Annotated in this window: 15 protein-coding genes; 10 read left to right on the plus strand and 5 right to left on the minus strand. The window is 47.1% G+C overall.

What is annotated here, in order from left to right:
- Positions 1-18 precede the first annotated feature (18 nt).
- A complete protein-coding gene (locus tag ASG81_RS04115) occupies positions 19-882 on the minus strand; it encodes a LysR family transcriptional regulator (RefSeq protein WP_056629504.1) in 864 nt (287 codons plus the stop codon).
- Positions 883-1,068: 186 nt separating this feature from the next.
- On the opposite strand from ASG81_RS04115, the gene ASG81_RS04120 reads away from it, so the two are divergent.
- The 4 genes from ASG81_RS04120 (at position 1,069) to ASG81_RS04135 (ending at position 4,759) form a co-directional block, all read left to right on the plus strand.
- A complete protein-coding gene (locus tag ASG81_RS04120; protein ID WP_056629506.1) occupies positions 1,069-1,809 on the plus strand; it encodes an SDR family NAD(P)-dependent oxidoreductase in 741 nt (246 codons plus the stop codon).
- A 32-nt stretch (positions 1,810-1,841) separates the two neighbouring features.
- The gene (locus ASG81_RS04125) at positions 1,842-2,705 is read left to right on the plus strand and encodes a DMT family transporter (protein ID WP_056629507.1); all 864 of its coding nucleotides are present in this window, start codon (positions 1,842-1,844) and stop codon (positions 2,703-2,705) included.
- Positions 2,706-2,801: 96 nt separating this feature from the next.
- Positions 2,802-3,254 (plus strand): MarR family winged helix-turn-helix transcriptional regulator, encoded by a 453-nt coding sequence (locus tag ASG81_RS04130; RefSeq protein WP_056629508.1) that lies wholly within the window; start codon positions 2,802-2,804, stop codon positions 3,252-3,254.
- A 92-nt stretch (positions 3,255-3,346) separates the two neighbouring features.
- Entirely contained in the window at positions 3,347-4,759 is a 1,413-nt protein-coding gene (locus tag ASG81_RS04135) for an MFS transporter (RefSeq protein ID WP_081417124.1), read from the plus strand.
- A 171-nt stretch (positions 4,760-4,930) separates the two neighbouring features.
- Here ASG81_RS04135 and ASG81_RS04140 read toward each other — a convergent pair whose 3' ends face one another.
- Positions 4,931-5,686, minus strand: a complete 756-nt coding sequence (locus ASG81_RS04140) for an SDR family oxidoreductase (RefSeq protein ID WP_056629510.1) — start codon at positions 5,684-5,686, stop codon at positions 4,931-4,933.
- 104 nt (positions 5,687-5,790) lie between these two features.
- On the minus strand, positions 5,791-6,216 hold the full coding sequence (locus ASG81_RS04145; protein ID WP_235548722.1) for a carboxymuconolactone decarboxylase family protein: 426 nt from the start codon (positions 6,214-6,216) through the stop codon (positions 5,791-5,793).
- Positions 6,217-6,780: 564 nt separating this feature from the next.
- Here ASG81_RS04145 and sigJ point away from each other — a divergent pair.
- Positions 6,781-7,641 (plus strand): RNA polymerase sigma factor SigJ, encoded by an 861-nt coding sequence (gene sigJ, locus ASG81_RS04150; RefSeq protein ID WP_056629512.1) that lies wholly within the window; start codon positions 6,781-6,783, stop codon positions 7,639-7,641.
- Between the two features lie 154 nt (positions 7,642-7,795).
- On the opposite strand, the gene ASG81_RS04155 is transcribed toward sigJ, so the two are convergent.
- On the minus strand, positions 7,796-8,209 hold the full coding sequence (locus tag ASG81_RS04155) for a hypothetical protein (RefSeq protein ID WP_056629514.1): 414 nt from the start codon (positions 8,207-8,209) through the stop codon (positions 7,796-7,798).
- 405 nt (positions 8,210-8,614) lie between these two features.
- Here ASG81_RS04155 and ASG81_RS31590 point away from each other — a divergent pair, with 405 nt between their 5' ends.
- The 4 genes from ASG81_RS31590 to ASG81_RS30595 all read left to right on the plus strand — a co-directional run bounded on the left by ASG81_RS31590 (position 8,615) and on the right by ASG81_RS30595 (position 10,662).
- Positions 8,615-8,932 carry a MarR family winged helix-turn-helix transcriptional regulator gene (locus ASG81_RS31590; protein ID WP_056629515.1) on the plus strand — a complete coding sequence of 106 codons (318 nt, stop codon included), beginning with the start codon at positions 8,615-8,617 and terminating at the stop codon, positions 8,930-8,932.
- Between the two features lie 134 nt (positions 8,933-9,066).
- Positions 9,067-9,813 (plus strand): SDR family NAD(P)-dependent oxidoreductase, encoded by a 747-nt coding sequence (locus ASG81_RS04165; RefSeq protein ID WP_200961423.1) that lies wholly within the window; start codon positions 9,067-9,069, stop codon positions 9,811-9,813.
- A 103-nt stretch (positions 9,814-9,916) separates the two neighbouring features.
- A complete protein-coding gene (locus ASG81_RS04170; protein WP_235548723.1) occupies positions 9,917-10,420 on the plus strand; it encodes a hypothetical protein in 504 nt (167 codons plus the stop codon).
- A 65-nt stretch (positions 10,421-10,485) separates the two neighbouring features.
- The gene (locus tag ASG81_RS30595) at positions 10,486-10,662 is read left to right on the plus strand and encodes a hypothetical protein (protein WP_155971198.1); all 177 of its coding nucleotides are present in this window, start codon (positions 10,486-10,488) and stop codon (positions 10,660-10,662) included.
- 109 nt (positions 10,663-10,771) lie between these two features.
- On the opposite strand, the gene ASG81_RS04175 is transcribed toward ASG81_RS30595, so the two are convergent.
- Complete coding sequence (locus ASG81_RS04175) at positions 10,772-11,608, minus strand: AraC family transcriptional regulator (protein ID WP_056629732.1); 837 nt, start codon at positions 11,606-11,608, stop codon at positions 10,772-10,774.
- Between the two features lie 219 nt (positions 11,609-11,827).
- Between ASG81_RS04175 and ASG81_RS04180 the strand changes: the two genes are divergently transcribed.
- Positions 11,828-12,829, plus strand: a complete 1,002-nt coding sequence (locus ASG81_RS04180) for a Gfo/Idh/MocA family protein (RefSeq protein WP_056629519.1) — start codon at positions 11,828-11,830, stop codon at positions 12,827-12,829.
- Positions 12,830-12,849: the final 20 nt, after the last annotated feature.

The following is a 12,849-nucleotide window of genomic DNA, read 5'->3' on the forward strand; positions in this document are numbered from 1 at the left end:
GTTTTTTATGCTTTCCAATCATTCGCTGTCTACGCGGGGCAGCGTTTCTATAAAGGCGAGCAAAGCGCTGCTTACAAACGAATCCTTGCGCGTAATAAATTCCGTCTTCATAAACTTGATCGATTCGGGAATGGCATGCGTTCGGATAGAGCCTTCAACTTCCTGCTTCGCGACGACGATCTTCGGCATCAACGAAATGCCGAGGCCAGCCGATACGCCGCCTACGATCGCTTCAAGCGTGCCGAATTCCATGATCGTCGGATGAGCTAAGCCGCCCGTTTGAAGCCATTTCTCCAAGACGGCCCGATAGGAGCAGCCCGTACTATACACAAGGATGGGCTTCGTTAAGGCCTCTTCAATGCTGCGAACGGATGCATGACTTACGATAACCAGCTCTTCGTTAAATACAGGAAAGGACTGAAGCTCCGGGTGATCGCACTCGCATCCGATAAAAGCGCCGTCAAGCTCGTATTGGAGAACTTTCTCCATTAGAGCCTGCGAATGTCCAGTCGTCAAGGAGAGCAGCACCTCCGGATGCTGTCTATAATAGGAAGCGAGCAGAGCAGGCAGCCGAACGGCTGCTGCCGTCTGCGTTGAGCCGATCGTAAGCGGGCCGTTAGGTTCGTCCGAGGAGGTCAGCGCCTGCGTCGCTTCCTCTAACAGGCCGATAATTTTGTCGGCGTAAGTGAGCAGCGTTTTACCACTTGAGGAAAGGGTCATTCCTCTGTTATGCCGGAGAAAAAGAGCCGTGCCCAGCTCGGATTCAAGGTTTCGAATTCTAGCGGTTACGTTGGACTGCACATAGCCGAGCCTGAGAGCGGCTTTTGTAATGGAGCCCTCGCGAGCGACCATATGAAATACGCGTAAATCTGCACTCTCCATGTTTCCGGCCTCCTAAAGGTTGATTTTGTTGCGCTACCCGCTGCTAGATATCATAAATTATGATATTCAGTATCTTTAATGATCATTATACATAAAACCAAGGACTGATTACAATGAATTTAGAACCACTGAGAACTTAAGGGTAAAAGCGGATTTGTATTAGAAAAAGATTGAGGAGTGGTAAGGATGGAGCTAAAAGATAAGTCAGTTTTAGTTACCGGCGGCGGCACTGGAATCGGAAGGGCTGCAAGTATAGCGCTTGCTGGTATGGGTGCCCGGGTTGCCGTCAACTATTCCCGTTCTATTGCTGAAGCGGAAGAAACGGTCGAGCTGATCCGGCGCGGTGGCGGCAGGGCAATAGCGATACGGGCGGATGTGTCAAAAGATAAAGATGTACGGGAAATGGTTCATACGATGGCGCAGCAATTTGGAACCGTTGATTTGCTCGTCAATAATGCAAGTATAACGCGTCATATTCCGCTTGATGATTTAGAGGGGGTAACGGAGGAGGCTTGGAATGAGCTCTATGGCGTTAACGTGAAAGGAATGTTTTTTTGCGCGCGGGCTGTTAGTCCCTATATGAAAGCAAATAAACATGGAGCTATCGTGAATGTCGGCAGCATAGCCGGTTTAACCGGTTTGGGATCGTCGCTTCCATACGCCGTTTCCAAGGCTGCAGTACATGGCTTAACGAAATCATTGGCTCGCGCTCTCGCCCCTGAGATAAGAGTATGCAGCGTCGTGCCGGGCGCGGTAGCTACAAGGTGGTGGGAGGGACGTGAAGAGGCTATGCACCTTTTAGCCGGCCAGATTTTGCTGCAGCGTATTGCAGCACCCGAAGATATCGCCAGCCTAATATGCTCTGTATTGCAGCAAGAAGCCATGACCGGACAACTGATTACTGTTGACGGCGGACAATCACTATAATTTTCGGCTCACAGAAAGGAAAGAAATCCATCATGAATAAATACAAATATATGAGTCTGATCGTTTTAACGACTTTATTAATGGGCATCGCGTTTCCGATCGGCAAAATCGGCTTATCCTACGCACCGCCCTTTTTTCTAATGGGTATAAGGTATGTGCTGGCAGGCGGCTTGCTGGCGCTGGTCGTTGCGAAAAGGCCGAGGCCGCGCGGCAGAAAGCAATGGCTGCAGGCTGTGGTAATAGGTTTATTCCAATCCGGCGGGGTGATGGGGTGCGTCTACTATAGCATGTATTGGATCACATCAAGTGAATCCGCCATAATTACGAGCGTTAGCCCGCTAATCGTAATCGTTATCGCCACTTTGTTTGCCGGTGCCGTATACAGCAGTCGTCAATGGCTAGGCGTTTTGATTGGTTTTATCGGTGTCGTCTTCACCTTCGGCCTTCATATCTCGCTCCAGCCTGGAACGTTCATCAGCTTCGGCGGGGCTGTCTGCTTCGCTGCCGCGACTTTGCTGATCAAGCGTTGGGGGCCATCCTTCGATATGACCGTGCTGGCCGCTTATCAGATGCTTGCTGGAGGTTTGGCGCTTCTTCTTATAAGTATGTTTACAGAGCATCCGTATTTTACGTTAACCGCTAAATCGATAGGCGTCCTGCTATGGCTAGCGATTTTATGCTCCATCGTCCAGTTTTCAGTTTGGTTTTATTTGCTTCGCAACGGGGATGCCGCTAAAACAAGCTCCTTTTTATTTTTAGCTCCATTTTTCGGGGTGCTGACCAGCTGGCTGCTGCTCGGAGAGCAGGTAAAGTGGTATGCGCTAGTCGGCGGCGTATTTATCTGCATCGGCATTTTTCTGGTTAACTGGGTGGGCAAGGCTAGAAGGCTCATATGAATGTAAAGCGGAGGCTGGCATTCGGGATTGACAATTGCACCGCTCCATTTTATTATTAGTTTGAATTCAAACTAGTTTAAGGCGGTGAAGCTCCATATGGGAAAACAAAGTCATATTCCCCGTTTCCCTTGGGAGCTAGAGGATAGCAATACGTTACTTATCAAGCTTGCTTTCATTAACATTCGGCGTGAAATTGAAGCGGCCCTCAGGCCGCTTGGATTGACTCCTCAGCAATCGCAGTCTCTCCATTTGCTGTCGATGATGCCCGGCGCGATGAATGCCGATTTGGAGAAGCTGCTTTTTATAGATAAATCGAGCGTTACGAGCTTGATCAACGGAATGGTGAGGAGGGAGTGGGTCGTTCGGCGTGACCACGACCAGGATGCGAGAATGAAACGGATCTATTTGACGGAAAAAGGGAAAGAGATGTATCAGAAGTCATCAAACGCTGTCAAGCAGGCGAAGGATAAATCAAATCAACTGCTGACGGATGAAGAATCGGCTACTCTGCAGGCGCTGCTGAGAAAAATCATTAACGCTTACGAGTAGGCGCATTTCTAAGTATGGATTTTTTTTTTTTGGTGATTTAGTTTGAATTCAAACAATAATGGATTTTTATCTGGAGAGGGTGTTTAAGGGATATGGAAACTGCTAGCGTACAAAACAACGGCGAGAAGCTTTTGCCCGTATTAACGTTCACATTAGTCTTCTCGATTATGAATGCTTCTATGTTTAATGTCGTTATGCCGGTTATCAGCAGGGAATTTGGCATTACGCCCTCGCAGGTAAGCTGGCTGCTTACCGGCTATATGATCGTATACGCAGTTGGCTCCGTTACATACGGAAAGCTTGCCGATAAATACCGTTTGAAGGATTTACTGACATTCGGATTGATTTTCTTTGCGCTTGGCTCAGTCGTAGGGCTGACAGCAACCGAATATTGGATGGTCGTGCTAGGGCGAATCTTGCAAGCTAGCGGAGCCGCCGTTATCCCTGCTACGGCAATGATCGTTCCCGTACGATACTTCTCTCCCGAGAAGCGCGGCCGGGCACTCGGCACTGTAGCTTCAGGATTGGCGCTCGGTACCGCGCTGGCTCCCATTGTATCGGGATTAATAACGGGCTTCGCCAGCTGGAGATTCCTTTTCCTGCTATCGTTAATACCGCTGCTTGCACTGCCGTTCTTCAGAAAATATTTAGACGACCAAAGAGGAGAAGCGAAAAAGATTGATTTTTATGGCGGCATTCTGCTCGGAGGCTCGGTCGCATTACTGCTGCTATCAATCTCGCTGGGAAATTGGTTGTTTTGTCTTGGCGGCGTCGTGTCGCTTATTCTGTTCATCATTCGTATTCGGACGGCAGCGGAGCCCTTTATACAGCCTAAGCTGTTCAGCAATAAAAAATATTCCTTCGGTTTATTTATTACCTTTCTCGCGACTGCTATGAGCTTCGGCATGCCATTTGTAACACCGCAGTTTTTGGCGGGTCTGAATAACTTGTCTCCAGCCGTTATCGGTCTTGTTATGTTTCCGGCAGCGATTACCTCAGCCTTCATGGGACGAAGAGGGGGCAGACTGGCGGATGAGAAGGGTAACTCATTCTTAGTTTACACGGCAATTTCGCTTAGCTTTGTTTGCTTCTTTCTGCTCTCCGTATTTGTTGGAGCTTCGCCATATCTGATTTTGTTTTTGCTTATATTCGGCAACATGGGCCAAACCTTCATGCAAATAGCGATGTCTAACACCATCTCGCGGACACTGTCGAAGGAACAGATCGGTGTTGGGATGGGGCTGATGTCCTTGCTTAACTTTATCTCGGGAGCTATGACTACAAGCATGATCGGCAAGCTGCTGGACGCGAAGGGAACGGCATTCCATCTTAACCCGCTCGCTGTTCATGGCGGTGCTTATCTGTACAGTAATATTTTCTTTGCACTGGCCATCCTGGCCGCAATCATTGTCGGCATTTATTATTTTTCATTCAGCTCATTCGGCGGTAAAGCGGGGATGAAGGCAAAGCTGAAGGAGCGTAAGTCATCTTCTAGGACGGCGTAGCTGTAATGAGGAGCATAGGATGTAAGCCTGCGCGCGAGGCTTTTGCGGACTTGCATGTACGGTGTTCAGAGAGTGCGGGGGCTTTTCTCACAGACAAAGAAAGAACCCTTTGCAGGGTTCTTTGTAGCGACACGTAATGAGTTGAATTCAAAATTCATATACCTTACTGAATTACACTTGAGCCGTGGAACGGCTGAGCCAATCCTCGAAATGCGTCGAAGTGATGCGCGGGTTGTCGCCCGGGACGAGAGATTGATCGTTCAGCTCTGCGCCAAAGTAGAGGGCGTTGTCGTCTACGATGACCTGGCGTGTGTCTTGTTGTACGCTCAAGAATCGACGGACAAGTTCGTCGAGACGCATCCGATCTGGACCAGCCAACTCGGCAGTGCCATTCACAGGTGCCTCAAGAGTGAAGTCGGCCAGCGCGGCAGCAACGTCATCCGAAACGATGGGCTGTACATAAGCAGATGATAAACGAACGGTTTGCCCTTCGGTGGCTACATAGGCGATACTATTGATGAATTCAAAGAACTGCGTCGCGCGAACGATTGTATAGGGAACATTTGACGCCTTGATCAGGTCTTCTTGGGCCATCTTCGCGCGGAAATAACCACTTTGGAGAAGGCGGTCAGTACCAACGACCGATAGAGCAACGTGATGTTTCACTCCAGCAGCCGCTTCAGCGGCAAGGAGGTTTCGAGTGGACGTTTCGAAGAACTCCAAGACTGCCTTGTCCTCGAACGAAGGAGAGTTCGCCACGTCTACGACAACTTGAGCGCCACTAAGGGCATCAGCAAGTCCCTCACCAGTAACGGCATTTACGCCTGCGGAAGGTGATGCCGCCACTACCTCATGGCCAAGCTGACGAAGGTTGCCCACAAGTTTTGTTCCAATAAGTCCAGTGCCGCCAATAACTACAATCTTCATGTTAATCCTCCTCGTTTTTGTAGCCCATAAATAAGGGCTAGTAATATCTAAACTTATATTCACACATAGGTTTGCGCGAATTGTACTTTTGTTTTTGTAACTGTTTAGCTGAGACCTGCTTTAGTCAATCCAAATGCCGCGTCGGACGAACCAGGTACAGTTTTGAAGGCGACGTTTATTCGGTTCCAAGCATTGATAGCCATGATCGAGTAGGTCAGGTCCGAGATTTCTTTTTCAGACAACTGCCCGCGAACGCGGTCATAAACATCGTCAGGTACGCCATGCTCAGGCAGTTTGGTCAGGATTTCAGTCCATGCCAGCGCGGCCCGTTCGCGTGGAATAAATAGAGTCGATTCCCTCCAAATCGAGATATGATAGAGGCGAAGTTCGCTCTCGCCATGAATCTTCGCTTGCTTGACGTGCATATCGAGACAGAATCCACACCCATTAATTTGTGAAGCCCTGATGTGAACCAGATCGAGGATCTTCTCTTCAATTGCGCTTTCCTTCTCGGCGTTGCTGAATTCCATTAATTTTTTAAAAATTCTGGTGATTGCTTCATGTAATTTACACGTTGTGTCATAACTGTACCTCTCTTTTCTGAATTAGTGATAAACCGCGCTACGAACATATAACGATGCTCCGATTCATTTCGTGACAAGGGAGCGATAATCAAGAATTGGATAAATGCTGCTTTATTAACGTTTCGTTAAATTAATCGTTATATCACCTCCATCTTTATTTCGTCATTCGAATATAAAACGACGCTGCGACTTATTTCGTGACAAGCAAGTGAATATCAAGAATTGGAAAAGATACGGCTTAACGGTACGTTAAATTGATCGTTACCTTCACCTTCATCTGCGAATCGCACTTCAGGCATAAAACGACGCAGCAATTCAATTCGTGACAGAGGAGTATTCAAGAACTAAGACCTTCTTGCTGAACGGCTATACATATTAAAAACGAAGTATGAAATGATATATAAACAAGCATTTCTTGCGTCTGTCACAAAATCGATCTTCATCTCGTTTAATGAAAGGCCTTTATCTAAGGAAAATAGAGTTTATAAGGATAAGAATGGAGGTGGAATGATGCAAGAATTGTACTATCAGTATAAAGGGCTGTTGTTTAAGCTCGCCTATCAGTTGACCGGATCAGTATCTGATGCGGAGGATGTTGTACAGGACGTGTTTCTAAAGATATATGACGTACCGTCTGAGAAGTTGGCTGAGCCGAAGGCTTATCTTTGCAAAATGGTCACGAACCGCTGTAGGGATTTACACAAGTCAGCCCGCAAGAAGCGGGAACAATATTATGGAGAATGGCTACCAGAGCCATTTCTTAGTTCGGAAAATGATTCAATGGACTTGGTCGTTCAAGACGATCTCTTGTCTTATGCGATGCTTGTGCTGCTTGAAAGGCTATCACCTACTGAACGGGTTGTTTTTGTCCTTCATGAGGCGCTTAGCTTTGAGTATCGTGAGATAGCTGAGCTCATCGGAAAAAGTGAAGTGAATTGCCGGAAACTGCTCAGCCGCGCAAGAACAAAGATGGGAATTGCGTCCGAAGAGCTTGTTCATCCTGAAGCAGCCAACCACGAGTGGGTCCACGGCTTCATGGCGGCACTCAAGCAAGGAAACCTGAATCAAATCTTATCTATGCTTGATCAGGATGTTGTCCTTGTCTCCGATGGAGGAGGCAAAGTGTCAGCCGCCGTCGATCCGATCGAAACGCGAGAACTCGTTGCGCAGTTTCTTCTTGGTCCGGTACGCCAGGCTTCTATGATAGAAGGAGTCGCGGTTATTGAAATTGGCCAAATTAATGGACAACCCGGACTTATTCTTCGTTCAAAGGAGGGTATTCATACGGTGGCGATGCTTCACATCGAGGGGAATAGGATTCAAAACTTATATTTTATCCGAAACCCGGATAAGCTGAAGCATGTAGGTTAAGCGGCTATTCCGAAAATAGAAGCAGCATATTCAGATTTGACAGCTAACAAAAGAATGTTAGTTCCAAATAAATCAGGGTGTACCGATTGGAATTCGGTATACCCATAAGCCGGAAGGGCTGCTGCCTCCATTCCTTGAGTGGAACTGGAAGGGCTCAATTGTCACATAAGCATATGTGTTTTAATTTATCTGGATTCACGATAATGAATATTCCTTGAATCATTGTTGTTTGGGGTTCCCAATCAAAACAAATGACCCCGGTTGGAATGTCTTCTTTTGTTAATAAAATCCCATGTTGTCCATTGATTTTGACTAATTGCGCTTTGGATTCGAGAAATATATTTAATGCCATTGCATGTAAATTAACGAATACGTGTTTTTTGCTGTATATTGGATGGATTAAAGTGAACACTTTCCCTCCACCGTCGACAATCAACATTACATCTTCAGTAATCAAGTCGACAAATGATTCAATATTTCCACTTGTAAGAGCAGACATGAACTGGTTTGCCAATCCTGCTTTTTCGTCAAATCCACTATGGTTAATAAAATCTTCGAACCTCCACATCGTTAGCACGCTTTCGGAATTGCAGTTTGAATATTAATATTTAAATTCATGGTTGTTTCCCCCGAATATATTTTGTAATGTCACTAATAAAACGCTTGGCGATGTCAATTTGTGACATGAACCGGCCTTTACCCCTTAGAACGCACTAGTCTGCTAACAAACGCATTTCAAAACTGGAGATACGGTTCGTGTTGTTACGAACTTGACAATATGATTTGTAAAAAAGTATAGTTAAAAAGTAAACAGTTAAATGGTTAACTATTTAATAGGAGGTCATATCGTATTGAAAAGTGGAGTCCTTTTGAACAACCAATTTTTTCGGTTAATGTTTTTCTGACACTCTATAAAACCAATCATCATTTGGTTCAACAATTGGAGGAACAACTAGGAAGGTTCGATCTGACATTGGGGCGGTGGTGTTTACTCGTTGCTCTTAAGTCCAGCGGAAGAGCGATGGTTCCTTCCGAGTTAAGTGACGACCTTGCTGTTACGAGAGCGAACATTAGCAATTTATTAAATGCTCTGGAGCAAGCAGGCCGCATCCAAAGGAATTTCGACCCAACCAATAGGAGAAGAATTCTAGTCAGTTTAACACCAGAAGGTCATGAGATCATTTTGAATGTATGGCCTGTATATGAACAAACTATCGCTCAAAATGTAGGTAATAAACTTACTCTGGAAGAACAGGAACAGTTGAAAAACTTGTTAAAAAAGTTGTTTTAGAAATATGACTTTCTGTCCTTTTCTACAGGACAGATTTGATCGATAGTTAATTAATTAACTATTAATTAGTTAATTTGTTTGAGGTGTATTATTTTTCGATCTTGAAGAATTTTAAAATCAAAGGAGAAATGAACATGTTCAAAGACAAGGTTGCGATCATCACAGGTGGCGGTGCCGGTATCGGACTTGCAGCGGCTCGGTTATTTGCTGAGAAGGGGGCAAAAGTGCTCATTACCGGGCGTCAAACGGGTCCATTGGAGGAGATTGCGGCTAGCAACCCGAACATTAAGGCTTTTACGGCGGACGTCAGTGATCCGGAGTCTGCAACCAGAACGGTTGCTGCGGCGCTTGAACATTGGGGGCGCCTCGATATCCTCGTGAACAATGCTGGTGGTGGTGTCATTCAACCGCTCGTCAATGTGAACGCAAAATCGATCAATGATATTTTCGCCGTTAACGTAGCTGGGCCTACAATGCTTGCCGCAGCAGCGATCACTCATCTCGAAGCAACCAAAGGTTCAATAATTAACATGTCTAGTACTTATGGCAGTAAAGCTGCGGCCGGCTTATCACTGTATGCCGCGAGCAAGGCTGCAGTGGAACATCTGACGCGTTGCTGGGCTCTTGAGCTCGCTCCGAAAGGAATTCGTGTGAATGCGGTCGCGAGCGGACCTGTCGAAACAGCTTTCCTTCGCGATCGTATGGGACTTACCGAAGAACAGATTAATGAGGTTAAGGATCAGGAGCGTCAGATGATCCCATTAGGACGACGAGGTGAGACGGATGATGTAGCACGATGGATTGTGAATTTGGCCGATTCGGAATCGGGTTGGATCACCGGACAAATCATTGGAGTTGACGGCGGACTCGTAATATCTTGATCTATATAATGGGAATATTAAGCCGGTCTAAATAATAGTCGTGAACCTTTTATCAGCGGCATAAAGTGAAAGTAGTGCGATAAATGCTACCGAGCGCAATGCGTTGATGAAGGGCGGTCATGCGGCGATGGTCATTTCCAGCTTTCAAGCATTCATCCAGGTGTTTGGCTTGTCCATCTCGATGAGCTTGGTGGGCGGCCTAATTGGACATTTCGTTAAAAATGGCATTATCGAAATGCCAAAGCTCGTCATAGAATATGATGAAGAAGACTTGAAGCTTTCTTCGAATTGGTTGATGAAGTGGTTTCAACGGCTGTATTATTTTGTGATCTTCGTTATTGGCTTCCGAAACCATAGCAATGCGAAGAAAAAAATTTTTTTCGATCTTGGCTTTCTAGGCGATCTATTGATCGCAATAGGAACGGGTATCCTTGCGAAGACGGCGCTGTCCATGGCGGATACGACGGACAATTTTGCAATAGTGAGCAGTTCGCTGTTGGCGGGCTATGCCGGCTTATCCTATTTGAAGAGCAAGCAGAATAAGGAGTTCGCAGAACTGTTTCCGGAAGAAATAGATGATCCAAATCCGCGAACGGAAGTCAAATAACATGCAAGTTTGCTTGCGTGCTGCGTATAATGACCATAGAAAAACCTTTAAGGAGGGTGATGCGCATGGGGAAAACAACGGTCAAAGTGACTCCTGAAGAGATGCAGGAGCTTAAAAAGCTGGCTGAGATTGTCAAAAACCCTCACCTTCCGATGTCGGACCGCCGTATAGCTAAGACGCAATACGAATCCATCATTAATTTTGCAAGAAAAAGCAACCGCGGCATTATATCATCTGTTTAGTGGAGAAGCTGCTTAAGCTAAAGGGACTGCTTCAAGAGGTCAATGACCAAATGACGCAGTCCCTTTGTGGCGAGAAAAGGACATATCAACTACAAAATCATGACATGGGTCAGACGCCATACAGCTGCCGATACAAGGTAGGCGTCATTCCTTCATGCTCCATAAACCTTTTGTTGAAATAGCTGACACTTGGATAGCCGGCATCGCTTGCAATCTGACCGATGTTGGCCTCTTTGCGCTCCAGCAGCCACTGCTTCGCCATTTGTAGCCGGCAGCGCGTAATGAAATCCATAGGTGTCATTTCCATGACGCTGCGAAATAATTTGCAGAAATAGTAGGGGCTGACACCCGCTTGCGCGGCCCATTGCTCTAGAATGAAAGGCTGCGTCGCTTCCTGCTGCATGAGCGGGAGCAGCTCCAATATACGGTTGCCGGACGAGCTCGCTTTGCTTCCCGAGATCGGCACGGCTTGCTCGACAAACACCGCGACGGCCGCATAGGTCAGCGCGGAAAGCTTCGTTGGACGCAGCATCCGGTGCGTCTCGGCCTCGGCCAGCAGCTCTTCGTGCACTTGTTCCCATGCGGCGGGATGGCGAATGGTCCAAAGCTGGCTTTTGTGAAAGCCTCTTTCTATCATGTAATCCTGCAAGCCTGTGCCGTAGAAATGAACCCATCTGATATCCCATGGATCGTCCTTGCTGCTGTAGTAATGCTGCCGCTGTAAGGGGAAATAAAGCACGGCCTCCCCTGCCTCCAGCGTATGCGCCTTACCGTCTATTTCCACATAGCCTTTGCCGGAAACGACGTAATGGATATTAAAGTTGTTTAGCGAGCCGGCTGTTCGCAATGCGAAATGTTCGGGGTGATCCCAGTAATTTCCGACTGATTCAGGAAAGCAAAAGAACGGGTTTTGCGGCAGCGTAAGCAGGTGGGTTTGCCTTTGCACGTCGTTCACCTCAATGACAATATTGTTATAACTCATAACAAAATAATATCATTTTATTTTTGGTTGTTCTACTTTAAACTGAAGGAAAGCATAAGTTAACCGTTCACTTTCTACTTTTATAGCATCGCTTAACCACCTTTGATGAGATTGGACGTTAGTTTCTATTTATGCTTGCAATCACAATATAGTAATAAAAAAATAGCTGAGGTGACGATAGGGATGACGATGAAAAAGCTGAGATGGGGCATATTGGGCTGCGCGGGAATCGCGAAAAGAGCGGTAATACCCGGCCTTCATCTTTCTGAATTAAACGAGGTAGCAGCGATTGCCAGTCGCGATGCGGACAACGCTAAGAAGACGGCGGAAGAGCATAACATTAGTGCCGCCTACGGCAGCTACGAGGCGTTGCTGGCAGATGACTCGATCGATGTTATATACATTCCGCTTCCAAATCATTTACATAGGGAGTGGACCATACGCGCTGCCGAGGCGGGTAAACATATTTTGTGCGAGAAGCCGCTTGCCTTAACGGAGAAGGAAGCGGCGGAGATGGCTGAAGCTTGCAGGGAAGCGGGCGTGCTGCTCTCGGAAGCCTTCATGTACAGATACCATCCGCGGTACCAGATGATGAAGGAGATTATCGCTGCTGGAGAAATAGGCGAGGTTCGCGGCATTCGCAGCGCCTTTACGTTCAATAATGCGGGACATAAGGAAAACGTGAGATACCGCAAGGATTGGGGCGGCGGCTCGATTTACGATGTCGGATGCTATCCGATCAACGCCGCCCGCCTGCTGCTTGGGAAGGAGCCCGAGGCGGTGACAGTTCAAGCTTTATTTTCGCCGGAGCATGACGATGTCGATATGATGGCTTCCGGGTTAGTCGAGTTTGAAGGAGCGGTCTCGCTGACATTCGATTGCGGCATGTGGGCAGCGTTCCGGAACCCGCTTGAGGTGCTGGGCACGGAGGGGCTGATTGAGGTTCCGTCCGCTTATGTGACCGGCGAGCCTGGCAGCGCTAATTTCTTTGTAAGCTCCAAAGGAGAGCGCAAAGAAATTGAGGTGCCTTATGTGAACGCTTATACCGCGCAAGCCGATCATATGGCGCGCGCCATCAATGGTGAGACAACGCTGCAATTCGGCTCAGCGGATGCTTTGAGCAATATGAAAGTCATAGACGCTTGTCTGCTCTCGGCCCGCGAGCGCACAAGAATTATTTTATAAGAAACGATTATCGAGGAGGT

Source organism: Paenibacillus sp. Soil522 (assembly GCF_001428245.1).
Classification (GTDB): domain Bacteria; phylum Bacillota; class Bacilli; order Paenibacillales; family Paenibacillaceae; genus Pristimantibacillus.

Coding starts and splice junctions, on each gene's coding strand:
- ASG81_RS04115 (WP_056629504.1), bottom strand. CDS start 882: ATGGAGAGTGCAGATTTACGCGTATTTCATATGGTCGCTCGCGAGGGC.
- ASG81_RS04120 (WP_056629506.1), top strand. CDS start 1,069: ATGGAGCTAAAAGATAAGTCAGTTTTAGTTACCGGCGGCGGCACTGGA.
- ASG81_RS04125 (WP_056629507.1), top strand. CDS start 1,842: ATGAATAAATACAAATATATGAGTCTGATCGTTTTAACGACTTTATTA.
- ASG81_RS04130 (WP_056629508.1), top strand. CDS start 2,802: ATGGGAAAACAAAGTCATATTCCCCGTTTCCCTTGGGAGCTAGAGGAT.
- ASG81_RS04135 (WP_081417124.1), top strand. CDS start 3,347: ATGGAAACTGCTAGCGTACAAAACAACGGCGAGAAGCTTTTGCCCGTA.
- ASG81_RS04140 (WP_056629510.1), bottom strand. CDS start 5,686: ATGAAGATTGTAGTTATTGGCGGCACTGGACTTATTGGAACAAAACTT.
- ASG81_RS04145 (WP_235548722.1), bottom strand. CDS start 6,216: ATGGAATTCAGCAACGCCGAGAAGGAAAGCGCAATTGAAGAGAAGATC.
- sigJ (WP_056629512.1), top strand. CDS start 6,781: ATGCAAGAATTGTACTATCAGTATAAAGGGCTGTTGTTTAAGCTCGCC.
- ASG81_RS04155 (WP_056629514.1), bottom strand. CDS start 8,209: ATGTGGAGGTTCGAAGATTTTATTAACCATAGTGGATTTGACGAAAAA.
- ASG81_RS04165 (WP_200961423.1), top strand. CDS start 9,067: ATGTTCAAAGACAAGGTTGCGATCATCACAGGTGGCGGTGCCGGTATC.
- ASG81_RS30595 (WP_155971198.1), top strand. CDS start 10,486: ATGGGGAAAACAACGGTCAAAGTGACTCCTGAAGAGATGCAGGAGCTT.
- ASG81_RS04180 (WP_056629519.1), top strand. CDS start 11,828: ATGACGATGAAAAAGCTGAGATGGGGCATATTGGGCTGCGCGGGAATC.